General features: G+C 66.4%; 20 protein-coding genes. 14 read left to right on the top strand and 6 right to left on the bottom strand.

Annotated features, from left to right (window positions below):
• Positions 1 to 31 precede the first annotated feature (31 nt).
• From LDN95_RS01705 to LDN95_RS01645, 13 genes are all read left to right on the top strand, one after another.
• The gene (locus LDN95_RS01705) at positions 32 to 1,321 is read left to right on the top strand and encodes an MFS transporter (RefSeq protein WP_255630095.1); all 1,290 of its coding nucleotides are present in this window, start codon (positions 32 to 34) and stop codon (positions 1,319 to 1,321) included.
• A 22-nt stretch (positions 1,322 to 1,343) separates the two neighbouring features.
• Positions 1,344 to 2,321, top strand: coding sequence for a helix-turn-helix domain-containing protein (locus LDN95_RS01700; protein WP_226015887.1), 978 nt, complete (start codon positions 1,344 to 1,346; stop codon positions 2,319 to 2,321).
• Between the two features lie 112 nt (positions 2,322 to 2,433).
• The gene (locus LDN95_RS01695) at positions 2,434 to 4,980 is read left to right on the top strand and encodes a TonB-dependent receptor (RefSeq protein ID WP_226015886.1); all 2,547 of its coding nucleotides are present in this window, start codon (positions 2,434 to 2,436) and stop codon (positions 4,978 to 4,980) included.
• 69 nt (positions 4,981 to 5,049) lie between these two features.
• Positions 5,050 to 5,583: a 2,4'-dihydroxyacetophenone dioxygenase family protein gene (locus LDN95_RS01690; protein WP_226015885.1), complete on the top strand. Its 534-nt coding sequence runs from the start codon at positions 5,050 to 5,052 to the stop codon at positions 5,581 to 5,583.
• A gap of 14 nt (positions 5,584 to 5,597) precedes the next feature.
• Entirely contained in the window at positions 5,598 to 6,134 is a 537-nt protein-coding gene (locus LDN95_RS01685) for a 2,4'-dihydroxyacetophenone dioxygenase family protein (protein ID WP_226015884.1), read from the top strand.
• A 25-nt stretch (positions 6,135 to 6,159) separates the two neighbouring features.
• Positions 6,160 to 6,684: a 2,4'-dihydroxyacetophenone dioxygenase family protein gene (locus tag LDN95_RS01680; RefSeq protein WP_226015883.1), complete on the top strand. Its 525-nt coding sequence runs from the start codon at positions 6,160 to 6,162 to the stop codon at positions 6,682 to 6,684.
• Between the two features lie 8 nt (positions 6,685 to 6,692).
• Positions 6,693 to 7,766, top strand: coding sequence for an aromatic ring-hydroxylating dioxygenase subunit alpha (locus LDN95_RS01675; RefSeq protein WP_226015882.1), 1,074 nt, complete (start codon positions 6,693 to 6,695; stop codon positions 7,764 to 7,766).
• 42 nt (positions 7,767 to 7,808) lie between these two features.
• On the top strand, positions 7,809 to 8,648 hold the full coding sequence (locus LDN95_RS01670; protein WP_226015881.1) for an SDR family NAD(P)-dependent oxidoreductase: 840 nt from the start codon (positions 7,809 to 7,811) through the stop codon (positions 8,646 to 8,648).
• Positions 8,645 to 8,977, top strand: coding sequence for a cytochrome c (locus LDN95_RS01665; RefSeq protein ID WP_226015880.1), 333 nt, complete (start codon positions 8,645 to 8,647; stop codon positions 8,975 to 8,977). Before LDN95_RS01670 ends, LDN95_RS01665 begins: the two co-directional genes overlap by 4 nt.
• On the top strand, positions 8,974 to 10,593 hold the full coding sequence (locus tag LDN95_RS01660; RefSeq protein ID WP_226015879.1) for an FAD-binding oxidoreductase: 1,620 nt from the start codon (positions 8,974 to 8,976) through the stop codon (positions 10,591 to 10,593). Before LDN95_RS01665 ends, LDN95_RS01660 begins: the two co-directional genes overlap by 4 nt.
• On the top strand, positions 10,593 to 11,474 hold the full coding sequence (locus LDN95_RS01655) for an MBL fold metallo-hydrolase (protein ID WP_226015878.1): 882 nt from the start codon (positions 10,593 to 10,595) through the stop codon (positions 11,472 to 11,474). The genes LDN95_RS01660 and LDN95_RS01655 overlap by 1 nt, the downstream gene beginning before the upstream one ends.
• A complete protein-coding gene (locus LDN95_RS01650) occupies positions 11,462 to 12,265 on the top strand; it encodes an SDR family oxidoreductase (protein WP_226015877.1) in 804 nt (267 codons plus the stop codon). Before LDN95_RS01655 ends, LDN95_RS01650 begins: the two co-directional genes overlap by 13 nt.
• A gap of 22 nt (positions 12,266 to 12,287) precedes the next feature.
• Positions 12,288 to 13,295, top strand: coding sequence for an alcohol dehydrogenase catalytic domain-containing protein (locus tag LDN95_RS01645; RefSeq protein ID WP_226015876.1), 1,008 nt, complete (start codon positions 12,288 to 12,290; stop codon positions 13,293 to 13,295).
• Positions 13,296 to 13,322: 27 nt separating this feature from the next.
• On the opposite strand, the gene LDN95_RS01640 is transcribed toward LDN95_RS01645, so the two are convergent.
• From LDN95_RS01640 to LDN95_RS01630, 3 genes are read right to left on the bottom strand one after another with little or no spacing between them, the layout of a single operon-like run.
• On the bottom strand, positions 13,323 to 14,846 hold the full coding sequence (locus tag LDN95_RS01640) for a DHA2 family efflux MFS transporter permease subunit (RefSeq protein WP_226015875.1): 1,524 nt from the start codon (positions 14,844 to 14,846) through the stop codon (positions 13,323 to 13,325).
• Positions 14,847 to 14,862: 16 nt separating this feature from the next.
• Positions 14,863 to 16,020 carry an HlyD family efflux transporter periplasmic adaptor subunit gene (locus LDN95_RS01635; protein WP_226015874.1) on the bottom strand — a complete coding sequence of 386 codons (1,158 nt, stop codon included), beginning with the start codon at positions 16,018 to 16,020 and terminating at the stop codon, positions 14,863 to 14,865.
• 25 nt (positions 16,021 to 16,045) lie between these two features.
• On the bottom strand, positions 16,046 to 17,491 hold the full coding sequence (locus LDN95_RS01630; RefSeq protein ID WP_226015873.1) for an efflux transporter outer membrane subunit: 1,446 nt from the start codon (positions 17,489 to 17,491) through the stop codon (positions 16,046 to 16,048).
• 80 nt (positions 17,492 to 17,571) lie between these two features.
• Here LDN95_RS01630 and LDN95_RS01625 point away from each other — a divergent pair, with 80 nt between their 5' ends.
• A complete protein-coding gene (locus LDN95_RS01625; RefSeq protein ID WP_226015872.1) occupies positions 17,572 to 18,231 on the top strand; it encodes a TetR/AcrR family transcriptional regulator in 660 nt (219 codons plus the stop codon).
• Positions 18,232 to 18,238: 7 nt separating this feature from the next.
• Here LDN95_RS01625 and phnX read toward each other — a convergent pair whose 3' ends face one another.
• Genes phnX through LDN95_RS01610 form a run of 3 tightly spaced genes read right to left on the bottom strand, consistent with a single transcriptional unit; the run spans position 18,239 to position 22,253 of the window.
• Positions 18,239 to 19,057, bottom strand: a complete 819-nt coding sequence (phnX, locus tag LDN95_RS01620) for a phosphonoacetaldehyde hydrolase (protein WP_226015871.1) — start codon at positions 19,055 to 19,057, stop codon at positions 18,239 to 18,241.
• Positions 19,054 to 20,196 carry a TIGR03364 family FAD-dependent oxidoreductase gene (locus LDN95_RS01615; RefSeq protein ID WP_226015870.1) on the bottom strand — a complete coding sequence of 381 codons (1,143 nt, stop codon included), beginning with the start codon at positions 20,194 to 20,196 and terminating at the stop codon, positions 19,054 to 19,056. Before LDN95_RS01615 ends, phnX begins: the two co-directional genes overlap by 4 nt.
• A 17-nt stretch (positions 20,197 to 20,213) precedes the next feature.
• Entirely contained in the window at positions 20,214 to 22,253 is a 2,040-nt protein-coding gene (locus tag LDN95_RS01610) for a sulfotransferase (protein WP_226015869.1), read from the bottom strand.
• Between the last annotated feature and the right edge of the window lie 65 nt (positions 22,254 to 22,318).

The raw sequence follows: 22,318 nt of genomic DNA, 5'->3' as shown, positions 1-22,318 counted from the left end.
AGAACAGCCGCCGCGCGCGGAAGGAGACATGATGGACGCTGCCACACTTGCGACGGATCATGCCGAGGGGCTGGCCAACGGACAGGCCAGCGGGCGGGCCAGCGTGCGCTATCAGGTGTGGGCGACCGGGCTGCTCAGCCTGAACTTCGGCATCCTGTTCTTCGATCGCAATGCGCTCAACTTCCTGATGCCCTTCGTGCAGCCCGATCTGAACTTGTCCAACACCCAGGTAGGCCTGTTCAGTTCGGCGCTGTCGCTGACCTGGGCGCTGTCGGGCCTTGCGGTGGGCCGCCTGTCCGACAGGATGGGCGCGCGCAAGCCGGTGATCGTGGCGGCAACGCTGGCCTTTTGCGTCTGCTCGTTTCTGTCGGGGCTTGCCGGATCGTTTCTGGTGCTGCTGGCGGCGCGGCTGCTGATGGGCGCGGCTGAGGGCGGGGTCATGCCGGTCAGCCATGCGCTGATCGTGGGCGAGGTGGCGCCCGAGCGGCGCGGGCTGGCGATGGGGGTTGGCCAGAACCTTGGCTCGAACTTGTTGGGATCGGGCCTTGCGCCCTTGCTGCTGGTGCCGGTGGCGCTGGCGGCGGGATGGCGCAGCGGGTTCTATCTGGCCGCGCTGCCGGGGGTGGTAACGGCGTTGCTGATCGCCTTCACCTTGCGCGAACCGCCAGTGGCAAAGCACGAGGCCAGCGGCGCCCCGCGCATTTCCGCGATGCAGGCGCTGGCGCATCGCAACGTGCTGCTGTGTGCGCTGATCGCCATCGCGCTGGTATCGTATCTGGTGGTGTGCTGGGCGTTCATGCCGCTGTTCCTGACCAAGGGACGCGGCTTTGCCCCCACCACGATGAGCTGGCTGATGGCCACGCTGGGCTTTTCGGCGGCGATCGGCAGCGTGGTGGTGCCCGCCATTTCGGACGCCATCGGCCGTCGCCCGGTGATGATCGGGTTTGCCTTCCTTGGCCTGATCCTGCCGCTGGGCGCGATGTTCTTCACCGGCTCTGCATGGTTGCTGGCGGCGATCTTCTTCGTCGGCTGGGGCCTGAACGGGCTGTTCCCGATGTTCATGGCGACAATCCCGGCAGAGTCGGTCGATCCACGGCTGACCGCGACACTGACCGGGCTGGTCATGGGCATCGGCGAGGTCGTGGGCGGAGTGCTCAGCCCGTTCCTCGCAGGTGCGCTGGCGGACCGCTTCGGGCTGGCGGCGCCGATGTGGCTGATGGTCGGGTTGACCATCGTGGCCGGGCTGTGCGCGCTGGGCCTGATCGAATCTGCGCCACGGGTGGTCCAGCGGCGCAGCAAGACCGCGCTGGCGGCGGCATGATGCAGCAACGGAGGGCACGGCGATGACCGCTATCCGCAAGTTCGCAACTTCGGCCATCGCGCCGCCCGAGCGGCTACGCTTCTGGAACGATCTGGTCGACCGCATCTACACCGGCACGTATGTCAATTCGGCCAGCCCCGCTTTTTCGGGCGAGATGCTGGCTTGGAACCTTGGCGATCTGGCGATGATCCGTCCGCGCTCGACCGCGTCGGCGGTTGGACGCCTGGCCGATACCTCGGGCGAGGAGCGGGTTATCCTGCACCTGCAGTGCCGGGGCAGCAGCCTGCACCGGCAAGGCACCGCGGAAAGCCTGCTGGAGCCGGGCGATTTCGTGTTCGGTACGCCACACACGCCTTATGCGCTGGAACTGACCGCGCATGAACTGTTGGTGGTCGAATTTCCGCGCGCGCCCCTGCTCGATCGGTTTCCGGGGCTCGACGATGCGATGAGCCGTCGGCTGAGCGGTGCCAGTCCGGGCGGACGGGTGTTTCACGATTTCCTGCTGTCGCTTTGGCGGCAAGGCGACCAGAGCGACGCCGACCCGGACTGGCAGGATGGGGTCAGCGGCGTGTTCTACGACCTCGTCGCGATGGCCTTGCGCGGGGCCGGGGGCGCGAGCCGTGGCGCCGGAAATCCCCATGCTCTTGCGGCGGAAACCGCGCTGCGCGAACGCGTTCTGGCGCAAGTGGCCGCCAACTTGTGCGATCCCGCTTTGCGCACGGTCACGCTGGCGCAGGCCTGCAACACCTCGGTGCGGACGATCCAGAACCTGTTTGCCACGCTGGGCACAACCCCCAGCGCCTACATCCTTGAACAGCGGCTGCGGCTGGCGGCCGACCGCCTGAGTGTGGGCGGGTTCGGGTCGATCACCGAACTGGCGTTCGAACTGGGCTTCAACGACAGCGCCTATTTCACGCGCTGTTTCCGCCAGCGGTATGGGCAGGCGCCGCGTGACTGGCGGCGCGGTGTGGCTGACGAAGGGGCTGCGCCTCAGTCCTGATCGGCTTGCGCACCAGTGCAAGCGTCCAACGGTGCTGATGGGTACGAAGAAGTCAACAATACCACGGGTGTGTTCACGCCCGGAACCCAGAATGACAAATCGGGAGAGAGACATGAGACAAGTTGCCGTATCGCTGGCGGTCATGGCCGTTGCTTTGGCCAACCCCGCGTATGCTGCCGATCAGGGCGCGCCGCAGGCCGATCAGGCCAGCAATGGCGGGATCGCGGAAATCGTCGTCACCGCACAAAAGCGCGTCGAAAACGTGCAGGACGTGCCGATCTCGATTTCGGCCTTCACGTCGACCGCCTTGCAGGAGCGCGCGGTCACCAGCGTGGCGTCGCTGTCCAACATCTCGCCCAACGTGACGCTGGACGCCGGCACCCCGTTCTCCGGGTCGAGCCAGGTGCTTTCGGCCTATATCCGCGGCATCGGCGCCAACGACTTTGCGTTCAACATCGATCCGGGCGTCGGCATCTATCTGGATGGCGTCTATCTGGCGCGCTCGGTCGGCGCCAATCAGGATCTGCCCGACGTCGAGCGCGTCGAAGTGCTCAAGGGCCCGCAGGGCACGCTGTTCGGCCGCAACACCATCGGCGGCGCGATCTCGATCGTCACGCACGATCCGGGCGACAAGTTCCGTTTCGTCGGCAGCGCGATGACCGGCAGCTTCGGGCTGTTCTCGGCCAAGGGCACCGTCGATGTGCCGCTGACCGATGGCCTGTCCTCGTCGTTCAGCTTCTCGACCATCCGGCGCGATGGCTACATGCACCGCATCGCCTATCCCGGCGCGCTGAACTATGCGTCGGACCCGATCACCTCGATGAAGGCGGCCGGCTATTACAACGCGGGGCAAGGCACCGAAGGCGGCGACAACACCTACAACTTGCGCGGCAAGATCCGCTTCAACAACGGCGGCTCGTTCCGCGCGACGCTGAGCGGCGATTACAGCAAGACCGACACCTCGCAGATCGCCAACAAGGTCATCACCACGTTCCCGGCGGTATTTGCCGGGACGTACAATTGCGCGATCGCGGGCAATCCCACGACGACTGTGGGCGGCGTTACCGGACCGTGCGACAGCTTCATCGGCGGGCCGCCTTCGGTTGCCTATGTCGGGCGTCGCGGCGGGCTGAACTCGGTGGTCGATCTGCCGCCGCTGTTCGGCGTCAATGCCGACAACAACCCGAACAACAACCGCCTGCCGTATGACAACCGCTTCATCACCAACAGCATCGATACAACGTACGCCAACGGCAACAACTTCTCGAAGTTGCGGCAGGGCGGGGCGTCGCTGAATGCCGATTACGATCTGACCGACAATGTGTCGATCAAGTCGATCACCGCCTATCGCGAACTGCACTGGGCGGCGGGCATGGATCTGGACGGATCGCCGCTCAACTTCCTGCACACCAGCTTCACCATGAACCAGAAGCAGTTCAGCCAGGAACTGCAGCTGACCGGCCACGCCTTGGACAAGAAGCTCAACTATGTGCTGGGCGCCTATTACTTCAAGGAATCGGGCAATCTGCACGATTACGTGACCTTTGCCGAAGGGCTGCTGCAGGTTGACGGGCCGAACAACCTGGCGACCAAGAACTATGCGTTTTACGGTCAGGTGGACTACAAGTTCAGCGACCAGTTCGGTATCACCATCGGCGGGCGTTACACGCACGAGGACAAGACCTTCGAGGGCTTCCAGTCCGACGCCAACGGCTTGAACTACAAGCTGGCGCAAGTGTTCGGCGATCCCAACTGCGCCTCGCTTACGCCGATCAGCGAGCAGTGCCGTATCGACAACAACTTCCCCAATCCGGGCCAGCCGCTGCGCTATTACATCGCGGGCGAACAGAAGAAGGTGTTCAACAACTTCTCGCCCAAGGTCGGCATCCAGTACCACCCCACCGACGACGTGATGATCTATGCCAGCTTCTCGAAGGGCTACAAGACCGGCGGCTGGACCACGCGCCTGTCCAATCCGCTGCCTTATGCCCCCGGCTTCGGTCCGGAAAAGGCGACGACGTATGAAGGCGGTGTGAAGTCCGAACTGCTCGATCGCCACCTGCAGATCAACGCGGCGGTGTTCCTGACCGAGTACAAGGGCATCCAGCTCAACTTCCAGCAGGGCGTTTCACCGACCATCCAGAATGCGGGCGATGCGCGGATCAAGGGCTTCGAGGTCGAAGTGACGGCGGCTCCGGCCACCGGCTTCACGGTAACCGGCTCGGTCGGCTTCACCGATGCCAAGTACACCAGCGTGCTGGCTCCGGCGCAAGTCGCGCCATCGGGCCTGCAGGAAGGCGTGCTCGTCGGCTCGGCGCTGCCCAAGACGCCGAAGTGGAAGTTCAACATCAGCCCGCGCTACGAACTGAGCCTGGGCAAGCACGGCAAGCTGATCTTCCTCGGCGATCTGACGCGCACCAGCAGCATGCGCAACGATACCGAAGGCACTTTCCTGCTCGACCGTCCGTCGACCACGGTGATCAACGCCAGCGTGACCTATCGCGAACCCGACAGCCGCTGGGATCTGGCCGTGGGCGGCACCAACCTGACCAACGAACGGTACCTGACCACGGGGCAGGCCCAGCTTGCCGGTGGCCAGATCTACGGCACCTACAGCCGTCCGGCCGAATGGTACGCCCGCATCGGCGTGAAGTTCTGATCCGATCGCAACCCCTCGCAGGCGGGGTGTCCCTCCATCCCGTCTGCACATTTCCGCTGGAGTCCCACCATGCCCGAAGCTGCGCACAGCGAATTCTGGAAAGACCTCAAGCCGGTCGAGAACGTGTTCCGCGAAGGCGGACTGCCCGAAGTCTATCACGCCAAGATCGCCGAGGGCGACGAACGCTATTGGGTGCCGATCAGCGAGACGGTGTTTTCCAAGCCGGTCTGGATCAGCCCGTCCAAGAACATGTGGGCCGACGTGCTGATGAGCAAGCAGGCCGGTCTTGTGAACCGCCATTATCATCCGCACCCGATCTGGGCCTACACCATCAGCGGCAAGTGGGCCTATCTGGAGCATACTTGGACCGCGACCGCCGGGGACTTCGTCTATGAGACTCCGGGCGAGAGCCACACGCTGGTCTGCTATGAGCATGAAGACCCGATGAAGGTGTTCTTCGTCGTGTCCGGCCCGCTGATGTGGCTGGACGAGGATGGCAACACCACCGGCCATTACGACGTGTTCGACTACATGAAAGCCGCGCGCGAGCACTACGCCAGCAATGGCATCGGCGCCGACTATGTCGATACCTTGATCCGCTGACAGGAACCGGAACCATGAACGCAATGACCGCTCCGCCTTCGAGCAAGGCCGAAATCGTCGACGTTTCGTTTGCGCACCGCGATCTGGTGGCGCGGCTCAGCCCCGGCGGCCGCTACATCGATGCCCAGACCGACGTCGACAGCCCGTGGGTGCCGTTCGGTGACAACGCCGCGATCAAGCATCTGGCGTTCGACGTCCGCCAGAACCTGTTTTCGAACATCCTGTGGGTCAAAAGCCCCGGCGTGATCGGCACGCACCTGCATCGCGGCACCATCGTGATGGTCTGCCTTGAAGGCAGCGTTCGCTATCTGGAATACGACTGGACCGCCAGTCCCGGCGGGCTGATCCTGGAAGTGCCGGGCGAAAGCCACACCCTCGTCACAGAGCATCCCGACGGGGTCAAGCTGTTCGGCTGGATGCAGGGGCCGATCGAGTTCTACGACGATGAAGGCAACTTCGTCGAAACCACCGACGTGTGGTGGTTCATCCAGCACTACGAAAACCACTGCCGCGAACACGGCATCGCCATCAACCCCAAGCTTTACCTGTAACAAGAGGACACGCAACGTGGCCACGATGAAGGCGCCCCCGTCGGGGGCATACAAGATCGTCGACGTTCCCGAGCTTTATGGCGACATCATCCGCGCCAAGGGGGTCGAGGGCACGTATGTCGGCGGCAGCGACGTCGAAAGCCCGTGGGTGCCGTTCGGCGATAACGCCGCGATCCGCCATCTGGCGTTCGACGTGCGCGACAACGTCTACGTCAACATCCTGTGGATCAAGGGGCCGGGCGTGATCGGCACGCACAAGCACCGGGGCCGCGTCTGGGCGGTCGGGCTGGAAGGATCGTTCCGTTATCTGGAATACGACTGGGTGTGCCGCGCTGGCGAATTCATCACCGAAACGCCGGGCACCGCGCATACGCTGGTGACCGACGATCCCAACGGAATGAAGGCGCTGTTCCACATGCAGGGCGCCAACGAGTTCTTCGACGATCAGGGCAACCATGTCGAAACGCTCGATGTGTGGTGGTTCATCAACCACTACGAAAGCCACTGCCGCGAACACGGCATCCCGATCAACAAACAACTCTATCTTTGAGGGCGCGGATGGACGGGGAACGACAGGCGGTCCCGGTCCTCGGGCGCGAACCGGCGGGCACGTATTTGCGCAATTGCTGGTACGTGGCCGGTTGGGCCGACGATCTGGCGCAAGCGCCGGTGGCGCGGGTGTTTCTGGAAGAGCCGGTGGCGCTGTTCCGCGATGCCGCTGGCGTGGCGCATGCGGTGGAGGGGCGCTGTCCGCATCGCTTTGCGCCGCTGGGCCTTGGAGCGGTGGTCGATGGTGCGCTGATGTGCCCCTACCATGGGCTGCGCTTTGACGGCACCGGCGCCTGCGTCCAAAATCCGCACCCCGGCGGACAACTGCCCGAGCGGCGCTTGCGCGTCTATCCGCTGCTCGAACGCCACGCGCTGCTGTGGATCTGGATGGGCGAAGCCGATCAGGCCGATCCCGCGCTGATCCCCGATTTCGGCTGGCTGACCGATCCCCGGTGGGAAGCGGTGCGCGGCGCAACGCTGGCCGAGGGGCATTACGAGCTTTACAGCGACAACATCCTTGACCTCAGCCACGCCAACTTCGTCCATCCGGCGCTGGTCGCCAATGCCTTTACCCAAGGCGAGCGGCGGTTCTGGCAAGAAGGCGGGCGGGTCCATGTCGAATACATCCGGCATGACGATTTCCTGTCCGAAGGGATCGGCGCGATGCTGGGCCGCAGCGGGGTGAAGCAGGACTTCCATGGCGAAGTCGTGTGGCATGCGCCGGCAGTGCTCTATTTCGACTTCCGCGCGGGGCCTCCGGGCACGCCGCGTCAGGATTGCACGCTGCTGCCCTCGCTCCACGCCTTCACGCCCGAGACCCCCGACACCACCCATTACGTGTGGGCGACAGCGCGGGATTTCGCTGTGGGAAACGCTGAGGCCTCGTCAGCCATGCACGCGGCGCTCGAATATGCTTTCGTCAACGAGGACATGCCGCTCATTCGTGACAGCCACCGGCTGATGCGAGGCCACCAATTCAAGGACTTGCACCCGCTTGTCCTGCACGGTGACGGCGGCGGCATCCGCGCCCGGCGTCAATTGCAGCGGCTGATCGAGCGCGAACAGAACAGCGGCGCGGCCTGACCGATCATTCGGCCCGACCGGCGAGCGCAGGAGAGGATGACAATGGGAATACGCGACCGCTTTGCGGTGGACGGGCGAACTGCGCTCGTCACCGGTGCCGCTTCCGGGCTTGGCCTGGCTTATGCCGAAGCGATGGCTGAATCCGGCGCGGCGGTGACGCTGGCCGACATCGACGCCGACGGAGCCGAGCGCGAGGCCGCCCGCCTGCGCGCCGAGGGGTATGAGGCGCGCGCCGCTTCCTGCGACGTCTCCAGCTTTGCCGATGTCGCCGCCGCGTTCGATGGCCACGTCGCGGCCTATGGCGGGCTCGACATCTGCTTTGCCAATGCCGGGATCGATACCGGAGCGGGGTTCTGGAACCCCGGCGGCTTCCGCAATCCCGAGGGCCAGGTCGATACCTATGATCCCGAGCGCTGGAACCGCTCGATCGCGGTCAACCTGAACGGAGTGTTCTACACCGTGTCGAACGCGGTGCGGGTGATGAAGCAGGAAGGCCGCGCCAATGGTCGCAGCGGCGGGTCGATCATCTGCACCGCGTCGAACGCCGGGTTCGTGACCGAACCGATCGTGGGCCTGCCCTACATGCCCGCCAAGGCTGGCGTGCTGCACATGGTGCGCGCGCTGGGGCTGGAACTGGCCGAGTTCCGCATCCGCATCAACGCCATCGCGCCGGGACCGTTCGTCACCAACATCGGCGGTGGCTGGCTGAAGAAAGACCCCAGCGCGCGCGCCGCATGGGACGCCATCGTGCCGCTGGGCAAGCTGGCCGAGCCCGAGCAGATCAAGCCGCTGGCGCTGCTGCTGGCGTCCGATGCGTCGGACTACATGACCGGATCGCACGTCGTGATCGATGGCGGCATGATGCTGGGGAAGTACAAATGAGGGGGCCGTTGTTCCTTGCGCCGCTTGCGCTGGTTGCGGGTGGAACCGCGCTGGCCACCGCCCCCATCGCGCAAAAGCTGGGCGAGCCGCTGCCCCCGCGCACGCCCGAGCAGGTCTATTCCAGCACGTGCGCCTATTGCCACGGCGCCAACGTCGGGCCGGTGATCCGGGGCCGCGCGCTGCCTGCGGCGATGGTCGAGATGACCGTGCGGCAAGGGCGCAACGCCATGCCCGCCTTCCGCCCAAGCGAGATCAGCCCGGCCGAACTGCATGGCCTGGCGCAATGGATCGAAGCCGGCCCCGCCGATCTGAAGGAGAAAGGCCAATGACCGTCACCCTCGATCGCCGCGGACTGCTGGGTGCAGGCGTTGCCGGGGCGGCTTCGGTCGGTCTGAGCGGTGTTGCCGGGGCCAAGCCCGTCCTCGCCAAAGGCATGCGCAAGGCCGACTTCAAGGGCGCCATCGCCGCCATGCGCGCCGTCGTCGGGCCCGAATGGGTCTTTGCCGACGAGGACGCGGTGCGGCCCTGGCGCAAGACCTATGTGCCCGACCCATCGGGCCGCCATGCCCCGGTCGGTGCGGTCTGCCCCGGCACGGTCGAGGAAGTGCAGGCGCTGGTAAAGATCGCCAACCAGTTCCGCCAGCCACTGTGGCCGGTCTCCACCGGCAAGAACATGGGCTATGGCATGACCAGCACCGCCGCGCCGGGGCAGGTGGTGCTCGACCTCAAGCGGATGAACCGGATCATCTCGGTCGATCCCGAGCTGTGCACCGCGCTGGTCGAACCGGGCGTGACCTATCGCCAGCTCAAGGACTATCTGGTCGAACACAACCTGCCGCTGTGGATCGACGTGCCCACGGTCGGCCCGGTCGCCAGCCCGGTGGGCAACACGCTCGATCGCGGGGTCGGTTACACCCCCTATGGCGAACACTTCATGGTCCAGTGCGGCATGGAAGTGGTGCTGCCCAATGGCGAGATCTTGCGCACGGGCATGGGCTCCACCCGCAATCCATCGGCATGGCAGGCGTTCAAGTGGGGTTACGGGCCTTATCTGGACGGGTTGTTCACCCAGTCCAACTTCGGCGTGGTGACCAAGATGGGGATGTGGCTGATGCCTGCCCCGCCGGTCTACAAACCCTTCGTCGTGCGGCACAAGCGGGTCGAGGACGTGGCGAAGATCGTCGAGGCGATGCGCCCGCTGCGTATCTCGAACATCATTCCCAACGTCGTGCTGATGATGTCGGCCGGGTACCAGTTGGCCATGTTTCAGCGGCGCGGCGAGATCTGGGACCACCCCGAGCCGGTCACCGACGAGGCGCTGATGGCGGCGGGCGCCAAAGTCGGGCTGGGGTACTGGAACACCTACTTCGCGCTGTACGGCACGCCCGAGATGATCGCCGCGAACGAGGCGATCGTGCGCGCCGCCTTTGCCGCGATCGATGGCGAAGTGCTGACCGAGGCGGAAATGCAGGGCAACCCCTATTTCCACCACCACGCCACGCTGATGCAGGGCGGATTGAGCCTTGAGGAAGTGGGTATCGTGCGCTGGAAGGGCGCGGGCGGCGGCCTTGCGTGGTTTGCGCCGGTGGCCCCGGCCAAGGGCAACGAGACTACCGGCCAGATCGCGCTGGCCAAGCAGATCCTCGGGCGCCACGGCTTCGATTACACTTCGGCCTTCGCCATCGGCAGCCGTGAACTGCACCACATCATCGCGCTGTTGTACGACAAGTCCGACCCCGAGGAGGAGAAGCGCGCCGACGCCTGCTACCGCGAACTGGTCGCTGGTTTTGGTGAGCGCGGCTGGGCCAGTTACCGCACCGGGGTTCACGCGATGGATCTGGTCGCGCAGCAATATGGCGCGGTCAATCGCGCCTTCAACGCCACGCTGAAACACGCGATCGATCCCAACCATATCCTTGCGCCCGGCAAGTCGGGGATAGCCTGATGAAAAGACTGCTGCTTTCGCTCGCCGCGCTGGCCATTCCGTTTGGCGCGCAGGCGCAGGACAAGCCGCTGACGGTCGAGGTGCTGCGCACCAGCGCCGGTTCGCTTTATGCCAACGTCGCGCTGATCGAGGGGGAAAAGGACGCGGTGCTGGTCGATGCGCCGTTCACGCGGGCCGATGCGCACCGGGTCGTGGCCATGGTGCTCGACAGCGGCAAGCACCTGACCACCGTGTTCGTCACGCACGACCATCCCGACCACTTCTTCGCAATGGAAGTCATCAAGGATGCCTTTCCCGACGTAAAGATCGTGGCGCATCCGGTGGTGGTGGCTGATATCTGGCGCTCGCTGCCGTTCAAGGTCAAGCGCTGGGGCCCGCTGTTGGGCAGCAATGGCCCGCTTCACCCCTCGGCGCCTGCTTCGCTCGATGGCGACACGATCCTGCTGGAAGGCAAGGAGTTGAAGGTGATCGGGCCGATGCCGGGCGATCATCTCCATGCCACCGCGCTGTGGGCACCGTCGATCAAGGCGCTGTTTCCGGGCGATCTGGTCTACAACCAGATGTACTTGTGGTTCGGCGAACATGACGCCGCCGGGATTGCCGCATGGGGCCGCTCGCTCGACACGCTGGCCGCGCTGGGCCCGGTCATGGTTGTGCCGGGGCATTCCAAGCCGGGCCTGCCCAACGACGTTTCGGGCCTTGCGTTCAGCCGCAAATATATCGCCGACTGGCCCAAACTGGTCGCCGCTTCGAAAGACAGCGCCGACCTGCGCGCGCGGGTGAGCGCGGCCTATCCGCAAGCCGTCGACGTGCTGGGCGACTTCCTGCTCGGCAATTCGTCCAAGGTCGCCAAGGGGGAGCAACCAGCGTGGCAGGAGTAACCGGGGCAGGAGTAACCGGGGCAGGAGTAACCGGGGCAGGAAGGACGTTCGCAGGCAAAGCGGTGCTGGTGACCGGCGGCGCCACCGGCATCGGCCGCGCGACGTCGGTGGCGCTGGCTGGCAGCGGCGCGCAAGTGCTGATCGGTGATATCGACCCGCGCGCCGAAGAGACCGTCTCGATCATCCGGCAGGCTGGCGGCGAGGCCGACTTCGTGCCGACCGACGTGACCGATCCGGCGGCGGTCGAGGCGCTCGTGCGTGGCTGCATCGCGCGCTTTGGCCGGATGGACGGGGCGTTCAACAATGCGGGCGTGCTGCCACCGCAGCGGCCGATCCACGAAGTGCTGCCCGAGGAAATGGACCTTGCCATCAATGTCGATTTCAAGGGCGTGTTCTATGCCATGCAGTCCGAAATCCGCCATTTCCTGAGCGTCGGCGGCGGTGCCATCGTCAACACCGCATCGGTCGGCGCGCTGATCGCGGACCCGAACATGAGCGTCTATTGCGCGATGAAGCACGCGGTATCGGGCCTGACCAAGGCGGCGGCGGTGGAATATGCCCAACGCGGAATACGGGTGAACGCCATTGCGCCGGGCTTCGTTGTCACCCCGATGACCCAGCACTGGGCCGACAGCGCCGATTTCCGCGCGGCGTTCTTTGCGGGCAACGTTTCGGGCCGCGCCGCGCTGCCCGAAGAGATTTCGGGCACGGTGCTGCACTTGCTGTCCGATGCCGCAAGCTTCATCAACGGCGCCACTTTCGTGATCGACGGCGGGCAGACCGCGCACTGAGCGCCATCAGGGGACCAACACCATGCGCGCAGCCGTGATGCAGGGGCTTCATCGCCCGCTGACCATCGAAACTCTGCCCGATCCGACCCCGGCCGAAGGCGAACTGGTTGTGCAGGTGGGGCGCTGCGGCATCTGCGGATCGGACCTGCACATGACCGAGGACGCGGCCTATGGTCAGGGTGCGGGCTCGGTACTGGGGCACGAGTTTGCGGGTGAGGTCGTCGCGCTGGGGCGGGGCGTCGAAGGCCTTGCGCTCGGCGACCGGGTGGCGGTGAGCCCGCTGGTCAGTTGCGGCCATTGCCCCGCTTGCCGCGCCGGCAACGTGTCATGGTGCGACACGTTCGGCCTGCAAGGCGGCGGCTATGCCGAATATGCGCTGACCCGTCCCAACCAGTGCGTGCGCCTGCCCGGCAGCGCCAGTCTGGCCGACGGTGCGATCATCGAGCCGCTGGCGGTCGCGCTGCACGGTGTGGCGATGAGCGGGCTTACCATCGGTGACAAAGTGCTGGTCCTTGGCGCGGGGCCGATCGGGCTGGCGGTGGCGTTCTGGGCGCGGCGGCGCGGGGCGGGGCGCGTGGTGGTGCAGGATCTGGCCGAATGGCAGCGTGACCGCGCGCTGGCGATGGGCGCGCACGACTTCGTGGTCGATGCGCAAGACCCGGTCGGCGCTGCCGGGCGCGCGCTGGGCGGCAAGGCCGACGTGGTGTTCGAATGCGTCGGCGTGCCGGGTCTGATCGAACAGGCCGTGCAGCAAGTGCGCGCGCGCGGCAGCATCGTGCTGCTGGGCCTGTGCACCCGGCCCGACACCTTCAACAGCTTTGCCATGCTGTCAAAGGAGGTCCGGCTGATCACCTCGGCGTTCTTCACCGCGCAGGAGTTCGTCGCCGCGCTCGATGCGCTGGACCGCGGCGCGGTAGAGCCAAGGTTGCTGGTGACCGAGACCATCGCCTTGGCAGCGACACCCGACGTGTTCGAAAGCCTGCGCCGCCGGACCCATCAGTGCAAGGTGCTGATCGATCCGCAGGGATGATCGGGCGGCAAGCACCGGCCTTGCGGCTCAGTGCCCGCCCATCGGTGCAGAGGCCCCCTTCTTGGGCGCAGGTGCCAGCCAGACCACCGCCGCCGCAAAGATGAAGATGGCCGCGCAGATCAGGAACACCGTGTTGGTGGCGAGCGTGGTGCTCTCGACATCGACCAGCCGTTCGAGCGTGGCGCGCGCCTGATCCGCGATCGATCCCGTACCCAGCGCATTGGCAGGCGGATGGATCACGCCGACCAGTTCGGTGCGCGCGATCTTGCTTTCACGCTCCCAGAAGGTCGTCGTCAGCGAGGTGGCCATGGCGCCCGCAAGGGTGCGCAGGAAGTTCTGCAAACCGGCTGCCGAAGCGGTCTGGTTCGGGTTCACCGCACCCAGCGCCAGCGTGGTCGTGCCGATGAAGAAGAACGGCATGCCGATGCCTTGCATGAACTGGGGCAGGGCGATGGTCCAATAGTCCATCGACGTCACCCAGCCGGTGCGCAGCAGGGTCATCACGCCAAGCCACACCACACCGAACGTCACCAGTCGGCGCACGTCGGTCTTGGCGACCAATCCTGCCGCGATCGGTGACACGATCACCGCCATGATCCCCATCGGCGCAACCGCATAGCCCGCCCAGGTGGCGGTGTAGCCAAGGTTCGACTGCAGGAACAACGGCACCAGCACCACTTGCGCGAAGAACGCGGCATAGGTCGTGCTTTGCGCGATGACCCCGATCGTGAAGCCCCGGAAACGGAACACCGACAAGTCGACGATCGGATTGCGCTCGGTCAGTTCCCAGATCAGGAAGGCGATGAAGCCGAGTACCGCAACGATGGCCAGCGTCACGATCAGCGAACTGGAAAACCAGTCCTCCTCGCGCCCCTTGTCGAGCAGGATCTGCAACGCGCCGACCCACACGACCAGCAGGGCCAGCCCGACGAAATCGATCGGCCTGCGCTCGGTCGGCGTTTCATAGCGGCGCACCAGAATCCACGCCAGCGTGCCGCACAGCGCCACCACCGGCAGGTTGATGAAAAAGATCCAGTGCCAGCTCAGGTTGTCCGAGATCAGCCCGCCCAGAATTGGCCCGGCAATCGGCGCGGTGACCGTGGTCATCGCCCAGATGCCCATCGCCTGACCCGCTTTGGCCGGAGGAAACAGCCGCAGCATCAGCGTTTGCGACATCGGCATGATCGGCCCGCCGCACAGCCCCTGCATCACGCGGAACAGGACCAGCGATTCCAGATTGCCCGACACGCCGCACAAAAACGAGAACAGGCCGAAGCCGAGCAGCGAGAGCATGAACACCCGCACCGCGCCAAAGCGACTGGCGAGCCACCCGGTCAGCGGCACGCAGATCGCCTCTGCCACCGCGTACGATGTGATCACCCACGTCCCTTGCGAGGGCGAGACCGCGAGACTGCCCGCGATGTGCGAAACCGAGACGTTGGCGATGGTGATGTCGAGCACCACCACGAAGTTGGACAAGGCCAGCGCGAATGCGGCGAGTGCGATGGCGCCGCCGCGCAGCGGAGCCTGTTTGGCGGGGGCGGGGGACATGGTCCGGGCGCCCCGCTCAGTTGCTGCGCGTGTCGACGGAGGCGGTCATCGACAGACCGATGCGCAACGGGTGCGCGGCCAGTTCCTTGGGATCGAGCGTCACCCGCACCGGCAGGCGCTGCACCACCTTGATCCAGTTGCCGGTGGCGTTCTGCGCGGGGATGACCGCCAGCGCCGATCCGGTGCCACCCGAGAACCCGACAACCCGTCCGTGATAGACCACGTCCCCGCCATAGAGGTCCGAGGTCAGCGTAACCGGCTGGCCGGGTTGCACGTGGCGCAGTTGGCTTTCCTTGAAGTTGGCATCGACATAGGCCGCGCCGATCGGCACCACCGTCAGCATCAGCGCGCCGGGGGCGACGCGCTGGCCGACTTGCACGGTGCGCTGGGTGACCACGCCATCGACCGGCGCGCGCACGACGGTGCGGCCAAGGTCGATGCGCGCCTGATCGAGCTTGGCGCGCGCGGCCAGCACGTCGGGGTTGTTCTCGACGCTCACGCCGCTGACCAGCGCGGCGTTGGCCGCCTGCTGTCCGCTGGCCGCGCCGCGCACGGCCTGGGCCTGCGCCAGTCCGGCGCGCGCGGCGGCGAGGCTGCCCTGCGCGCTGGCAAAGGCGCTGCGTGCGCTGGTCAATTCCTCGCCCGAAACGCCGCCGCCCGTGGCCAGCGCTTCACGCCGGTCAAGATCGACGCGGGCGCGCGCCAGTTCGGCCTGCGCGATGGTCACTTGCGCCGCCATCCGGGCGATGTCGGCCTGCCGCGCGCCGACTTCGTCCGCCAGCGACGATCCGGTCGCAACAGTCTGGCGCACCCGGCGAATGGCTTGCTGATACCCGGCCTCTGCCGCGGCCAGCGCGATCCGCGCATCGGTCTGGTCAAGTTCGACCAGCACGTCGCCCTTGTGCACGACTTGCGTGTTGCCCACGTTGACGCGCAGCACCGGGCCGCCGACTTGCGGGGTCACTTGCGCGACTTCGGCGTTGACATAGGCATTGTCGGTTTCGACATAGCGCCCGCCGTACAGCCATTCGTAACCGCCGACGCCGACAGCCACGAGCGCGACCGCGCCACCGAACAGCAGGAAAGCACGCTTGCGGGTCTGCCCGGCCGAACCCGCAACGGCGGCGGTGTCCTGCGCGGTATCGACGGGGATGCGGGGATCGATGTCTGCCATGGGATTGTCCTGTGAGGGAATGGGGTCAGATCTGGTGGAAGCCGCCGCCAAGGGCGCGGATCAGCGCGATATCGACCGACAGCGCGCGCGCCTGCAGATCGGCCTGCAACTGGCGGTTGCGCAGCAGCGCATCTTCGGCGGAAAGCACGGTCAGATAAGGCGAAAGGCCGCCGTCATAGCGGGCGCGGGCAATGCGGAAGGCCTCTTGCGACCGGTCCACCGCATCGCCCAGCGCGGTCAGTTGCGCGTGGACCGAGGTGCGGCTGGCGCTGGCGTCGGCCACTTCGCGCACCGCCCGGATCAGGGTGTCGTCGTATTGCGCCACGGCGGCGGCATAGTCGGCGCGCGCGGCGGTATAGTTGCCCGCCAGTCGCCCGCCCTGGAACAGCGGCAGGCTGATTGCGGCACCGGCCTGTCCGATCTGTGAGCCGCTGCGGGTCAGCAGGTCAAGCCCGAGCGACTGGAAGCCGACCAGCGCGGTCAGGTTGACATTGGGATAGAACGCAGCCCGCGCGACGCCGATGCGGGCGGCGGCCGCTTCGGTCTGCGCCCGCGCGGCGGCGATATCCGAGCGGCGGCCGACCAGATCGAGCGCCAGTTGCGAGGGCACGCCCAGCGCGGGCAGGGTCTTGATGGCGGGAACGCTGATCGAAGCGCCGCGATCGGGTCCGGCGCCCAGCAGCGCGGCCAGCCGGTTGCGGCCAAGTTGCACGGCTTCTTCGGCGGCGACCAGATCGGCCTGCGCCACCGGCACAGCCGCTTCGGCCTGACGCTGCTCACCGCGATTGGCAAGGCCGTTGGCGGTCTTGCGCGTGACCAGCGCGGCAGTTTCCTGACGGATGCGCAAGGCTTCGACCCGCACATCGCGCAGCGCGGCGGCACGGCCCAGATCGGCGTAGGCATCGGCCACCGCGGTCGCCAGCACCAGCCGGGCGGCCTTGGCCTCGATCTCGGCGGCCTGCCGTTCGGACGTGGCGGCGCGCAAGGCGGCACGGTTGCGCCCGAAGAAATCGATCTCGTACGACAGGTCGAGGCTGGCCCGGCCGACATCGTTCCAACCGTGGGGCACGAATTGGGGCGGAATGCCGTTGTTGTAGCTCTGGCGGTTTTCGCCCGCGCTGCCCGAAGCCGATGCTGCGGGCAGCAAGGCCGCGCCGCTGGCCCGCGCAACGCCGCGCGCGCGCTCAAGCCGGGCATCGGCGGCGGCGAGCGAGGGCGATCCGGCAAGGGCTTCTGTGATCAGCGCCGACAGTTGCGGATCGCCAAGGCCGCTCCACCAATCCTCGTCCGGCCAACGTGTCGCAGGATCAGTCGGCAGGCTGGTGGCAGCGACGCTTTGCAACGACTTCACGGTCGGAACGGGACCGCTGGATGGAATGGCCGCGCAGCCTGCCAACAGGGTCGATGCGCCGAGCATCAGCCCAAGCAGCGCCGTTCGGATGTGGTTTTGGCGGGCAAGTCGGGGGATCATGCGGCAACCTTTACTGTACCGTTCGGTCACTAACGCAAAAGTCCTCTTGAACGAGTCGAGTCAAGCGCTAAGTGTACGGAATGGTCACCAAGCCCGAAGCCCTAACGTGCAGCCCTCCCAAATGCCGACTTGGCCGGGCCAGCCCCGATGAACGCCGCGAGCATATCCTGGCGGTGGCTGCCCGCGTCTTTGCCGAGGACGGCTATGGCGCCACCTCGATGTCGACGATCGCGGCCCGGCTCGGTGGGTCGAAAGCCACGCTTTACAAATACTTCCCGTCCAAGGAACTGCTGTTCGAGGCGGTCATCCAGCAGCGTTGCGGCGAGGTTGTGGCGCCCTTGCAGGCCATCGCCGAAGCCGACGGCGATGATCTTGAGGCGCTGCTGGTGTCGTTCGGGCTGCAATTCATGACCGCGCTGTTCCAGCCCGAAGCGATCGAGCTGTACCGCACCGTCCATGCCGAGAGTCGGCGCTTTCCCGAAATCGCGGCCATGTTCATGCGTTCCGGCCCCGAAATCCTGTTTGAGGCGCTGACCCAGACCCTGCAACGCTTTGCCGAGCGCGGCCAAATCGTGTCGACCGACCAGCGTCTGGCGGCGGGGCAGTTTCTGGGGATGGTCAAGGCCGACCTGCACATGCGGGTCGCGATCGGCCTTGAAGCCACACCCGACGCCGCCACGATCGAGCGCGAAGTGCGCCATGCCGCCCGCATCCTTGTGCGGGGGCTGGCGCCGCGCTGAACGGGGTTTACTCTGCGGCAGCGGCGATCCGTCCCGCGATTTCGTGCACCACCGGCAGCAACTGCGAGATGTCCTCGATCACATAGTCGGCCCCGGCGGCGCGCAGCCGCGCTTCGGCCTGGCCCACGCGCTCGGCGCGTTCGGCTTCGGGCAGGGCGCGGTAGGTCGCCAGATCGACGCCCACTTCGTTGCCCGACGCCGACAGGCCGATGGTCCATGCGCCAGCCGACTTGCCTTCGGCGATACCGACCGGCGCGTCATCCACCTTGATGCAGCGGTTGGCGGGCCATGCATCCAACTGGATCAGCGCGGCCCAGGTCATCAGCGGGGCAGGGCGGCCGCTGGGGGTCTCACCGGCGCAGATCACCACGTCGGGGGCATAGCCCTGTTCCTGTGCGGCGGGCAGGATGCCGGCCATCATCTCGCGGGTATAGCCGGTGCCCGAGCCGATCTTGACGCCCAGTGCGCGCAGGCTGTCGACCGTTTCGACCGCGCCCGGAATCAGCACCGCCGCGCGCGTGGCCGCTTCGAGCATCGCCGGTTCGAGCAGGGCATAGAGCCGCGTCACGTCGTCCTCGGTCGAGGGGGCGCCCTTGGCCGCCAGCCAGCGAGCGGCGACGCCCGGCTCGGCCAGGATCGCGCGCAAGTGGTCAAGCTTGGCCTTGCCCATGTCGGCGCGGGCTTCGGCCTCGCTGATCGGCAGGCCATCGGCCGCGAACACGCCCATCAGCGCATGGATCGGGGCCATGCAGCCGAAATCGATGACGGTGCCGGCCCAGTCGAACACGACGGCCTGTACCGGGAAGGAAGCGAGGGGGCTGGTCATGCTGCAACTCCTGCGGGAATGTTCAAAAGGTCGCCAAGCACGCGCTCGGCAATGCCGAATCCGGTCGATGCGCCGGTGCCGCTGGTGACGATCACCAGCCGCACGTTGTCCGACGGGGTGTCGACCAGGAACGTGCGGTCATCGGCCACGGCATAGACGCCGGTCCAGCGCTCCAGCACGGTGGGCGCAGGCTGGCCGAAGGCGCGGTGGTATTCATCGAGGATATCGTCCTCGGCGCTTGCGGGGGCAAACGGGCCGGGCAGTTCGTCGTAGTGGTGGCTGTCACCGACCACCAGACTGCCATCGCCGCTTTGCACCACGATCAAGTGGACGCCGTTGTCGAAATGGCGCGGCTGTTCGGCGCGCAATTTGGCTTCGAGCGCGCGCGCTTCCGGCAGGGCGCCATAGCCGCGATAGCGCACCAGGCCGAGGTCGCTCATCAGCGCGCCGGGCAGGCGGTGCCCCGGATCGGCCAGCCGCAGCATCGACAGGCGGCAGCGCTTGATCCCGTAATCGGCGATGCGATCGGCGTGCAAGGTGCTGAAGTCGTCGCCCGGACAGATCACCGCCGCACCCGCTTCGACCACCCCGCGCGAGGTCAGGATGCGCGGGCAGGTCACGTCAAAGGCGACCGTGCGGTTCATGAACGTGACGCCACAGCGCGCTTCCAGCCAGGCGGCCAGACGCGGGATGGCATCGCGCGATTCCACGCGCAGTTCGTGGCTGGAATGCAGCGCGCCCTTGAGGTCGGGGCCACCAAGGCCCGAAGCGGCGGCGCGAAACGCATCGGGCTCGATCAGGCGGCAGCCTTCGCCCATTTCGGTCTGCAGAAAGGCCTCGATCACCGCCATCGCTTCGTCCGAGCGCGCGGTCATGTAGAGCCCGCGATGTTCGACCGCGATGCCCGCGGGCTCTGCGATTTCGGCCCAGATGTCGCGCGTGCGGCGGGCCAGTTGCCAGCTCAACCCGCGTTCCTGTCCGGTCACGGTGACGAAGCCGAAGTTGCGGATCGAGGCGCCGTTGGCACGCGAGTCGCGCTCGATCACGACCACACGCTTGCCCGCCCGCGCCGCGACAAGGGCATGGGCAAGGCCGATTACCCCGCCGCCGATTACTGCAAGATCAAATGGTTGGGTCACCGGTCCTCAATCCTCCATCAGGTCCGCCAGGTGGTCAGCGCATCACCCAGCGCCAACTCCAGCGGTTCCAGCCACGCTTCATAGCTTCGCCATTGGTCTAGTCCAGTTCGAAATAGCGGCTGACGCACTTGTTCCGAGCTGGGGGTGCGGACCGAACGGCGGTTTTCGTGAAAGGCAAGGCAGGCCGGGTCGAACGGCACGCCGCAGGCATCGAGCATCCGCCGGACCTGCCCTTCCAGATCGTCGATCACATCCTCATGGATCACGCGCAGCACCCGGCCGGGCAGCGCGGTGTCCCAGTGGCGCATCAGGTTCAGATAGGTGCGATAATAGCGCGCGATATCGTCGACCGCGTAAGTGAACTCCTGCCCTTGCGCGAACAGTTGCTTGAGGTTGGAAAAGCAGCAGGCCATCGGCTCGCGCCGGGCATCGATGATCGTCGCATTTGGCAGGATCAGGTGGATCAGCCCGATATGGCGGAAGTTGTTGGGCATCTTGTCGATGAACAGCGGCCGCCCCTCGCTGCGATGGACGCGGGTGTCGGCAAGGTAGCGCTCGCCCAGCGCGCGCGCCTGATCCGCCGTCAGGTCGGCCATCGTGCCGGGATAGCGCGGATGGTCGAGATCGGGCTCGCGGCCCTGCAGTTCGAGCACGATGCGCTGGATATCGGGCAGCTCCTGCGTACCCTCGATCTGCGGATGGCTGGCGAGGATCTGTTCGAGCAGGGTCGAGCCAGCGCGCGGCAGGCCCAGCACGAAGATGGGATCGCGCGCGGCGCAGCCCCAGCCCGCGCGCTCGGCAAAGAAGGCGCCGGTGCACACGCGGATCTGCTCGGCGGTGTTGGTTTCGATGACTTCGGGGCGATAGCGGCTTTCGGCGCGGCGGTGGCCGTTGCCGCGCGCGTAATAGTCCCACGAGGCGGCGTGATCGCGCTTGTCCTCCAGCGCCTTGCCCAGCGCAAAGGCAAGATGGACGCGATCGACCGGGGCGGTGGCCTCGCTCGCTTCGCCCGCCTGCATCACCGCGATATCGGCGTCGGTGAAGCGGAAGGTCTTGAGGTTGGCAAGGCTCCACCAGGCATCGCCGAATTCGGGGCGGATGGCGGCGGCTTCGCGGTAGGCGGCGATGGCGGCATCGCGTTGGCCGATGGTCTTGAGCGCGTGGCCCATCCACAAGTTGAGGTCGGCGCGGGTCGCGCGGTTGACCGGATCGTCGGGCAGGACCGGCAGGTCGGCCAGCAGCGAACGGTAATGCGCGATGGCATCGTCATGGCGGCCAAGCCCGACGCAGATCGTGCCGGCCTGCGTGCGCAGCCGCTGGTCGTGCGGGGTTGCGGCCAGCAGCGGGGCCAGTTCGCGGTCGGCTTCGGCATACTTGTGGCGGGCGATCAGCACGTCGATGTAGTCGATGCGGGCGGGCCGGTGGTCGGGCGCGATCGTCAGTGCAGCGGCGAGCAAGGCCTCGGCATCGTCGAGCACTTCGCGCGCCAGACCGATCCGGGCGAGCAGGCGCATCGCTTCGGGATGATCGCCGAACCCGATCAGGAACTGGCGGATGATGGCCTCTGCCGGAACCAGATCGCCATCGGAAAACAGCGCGGTGGCGTGGACCACCTCGGGCGGCAAGGCCTTGAGCGCGGCGCCTTGGGCGGCGGCGTGCGCGGCGTTGGCGGTGTCGCCGACCAGCCGATAGACGCCTTCCAGCATGCGCCAAGCCATCGGCAGCGCGGGGTTGATCGCCACCGCGCGCACCAGCGCGGCGATGGCCAGCGGCGCATCGCGTTGCGCGATGTGGACAAGTCCGCGCTCCTGCCAGCCAAGGCTGTAGCCCGGTTGCCGGTCCATCAGCACGTCAAGCCGCGCCAGGCAATCGTCGAAGCGATGCAGATGGCGCAGGCTGATCGCCTCGATCAGGGCAAGATCGCGGTTCAGCGGATGGGCGGCCAGCAGCGGTTGCACCGCCTGCAGCGCGGCATCGTGCCGGTTGGCGCGTTGCAGGTCGCGCAGCCGGGTCACGGCTTGCTCGATTGTGCCCGCGCTGGAAGTCATTTCAGTCATGTTATGGTCACAGAGTCCCTGCGCCGACGAAAAAGGGTGGCGCTTGCGACGCCACCCTTCTCCTG

It is taken from the genome of Novosphingobium sp. FKTRR1 (assembly GCF_020404405.1).
Taxonomy (GTDB): Bacteria; Pseudomonadota; Alphaproteobacteria; order Sphingomonadales; family Sphingomonadaceae; genus Novosphingobium.
This window is presented reverse-complemented; position numbering and strand designations above follow the sequence as displayed.

Coding starts and splice junctions, on each gene's coding strand:
- LDN95_RS01635 (WP_226015874.1), bottom strand. CDS start 16,020: ATGGCAGACATCGATCCCCGCATCCCCGTCGATACCGCGCAGGACACC.
- LDN95_RS01670 (WP_226015881.1), top strand. CDS start 7,809: ATGGGAATACGCGACCGCTTTGCGGTGGACGGGCGAACTGCGCTCGTC.
- LDN95_RS01630 (WP_226015873.1), bottom strand. CDS start 17,491: ATGATCCCCCGACTTGCCCGCCAAAACCACATCCGAACGGCGCTGCTT.
- phnX (WP_226015871.1), bottom strand. CDS start 19,057: ATGACCAGCCCCCTCGCTTCCTTCCCGGTACAGGCCGTCGTGTTCGAC.
- LDN95_RS01625 (WP_226015872.1), top strand. CDS start 17,572: ATGGTCACCAAGCCCGAAGCCCTAACGTGCAGCCCTCCCAAATGCCGA.
- LDN95_RS01665 (WP_226015880.1), top strand. CDS start 8,645: ATGAGGGGGCCGTTGTTCCTTGCGCCGCTTGCGCTGGTTGCGGGTGGA.
- LDN95_RS01610 (WP_226015869.1), bottom strand. CDS start 22,253: ATGACTGAAATGACTTCCAGCGCGGGCACAATCGAGCAAGCCGTGACC.
- LDN95_RS01685 (WP_226015884.1), top strand. CDS start 5,598: ATGAACGCAATGACCGCTCCGCCTTCGAGCAAGGCCGAAATCGTCGAC.
- LDN95_RS01695 (WP_226015886.1), top strand. CDS start 2,434: ATGAGACAAGTTGCCGTATCGCTGGCGGTCATGGCCGTTGCTTTGGCC.
- LDN95_RS01680 (WP_226015883.1), top strand. CDS start 6,160: ATGAAGGCGCCCCCGTCGGGGGCATACAAGATCGTCGACGTTCCCGAG.
- LDN95_RS01675 (WP_226015882.1), top strand. CDS start 6,693: ATGGACGGGGAACGACAGGCGGTCCCGGTCCTCGGGCGCGAACCGGCG.
- LDN95_RS01690 (WP_226015885.1), top strand. CDS start 5,050: ATGCCCGAAGCTGCGCACAGCGAATTCTGGAAAGACCTCAAGCCGGTC.
- LDN95_RS01655 (WP_226015878.1), top strand. CDS start 10,593: ATGAAAAGACTGCTGCTTTCGCTCGCCGCGCTGGCCATTCCGTTTGGC.
- LDN95_RS01700 (WP_226015887.1), top strand. CDS start 1,344: ATGACCGCTATCCGCAAGTTCGCAACTTCGGCCATCGCGCCGCCCGAG.
- LDN95_RS01705 (WP_255630095.1), top strand. CDS start 32: ATGGACGCTGCCACACTTGCGACGGATCATGCCGAGGGGCTGGCCAAC.
- LDN95_RS01645 (WP_226015876.1), top strand. CDS start 12,288: ATGCGCGCAGCCGTGATGCAGGGGCTTCATCGCCCGCTGACCATCGAA.
- LDN95_RS01660 (WP_226015879.1), top strand. CDS start 8,974: ATGACCGTCACCCTCGATCGCCGCGGACTGCTGGGTGCAGGCGTTGCC.
- LDN95_RS01640 (WP_226015875.1), bottom strand. CDS start 14,846: ATGTCCCCCGCCCCCGCCAAACAGGCTCCGCTGCGCGGCGGCGCCATC.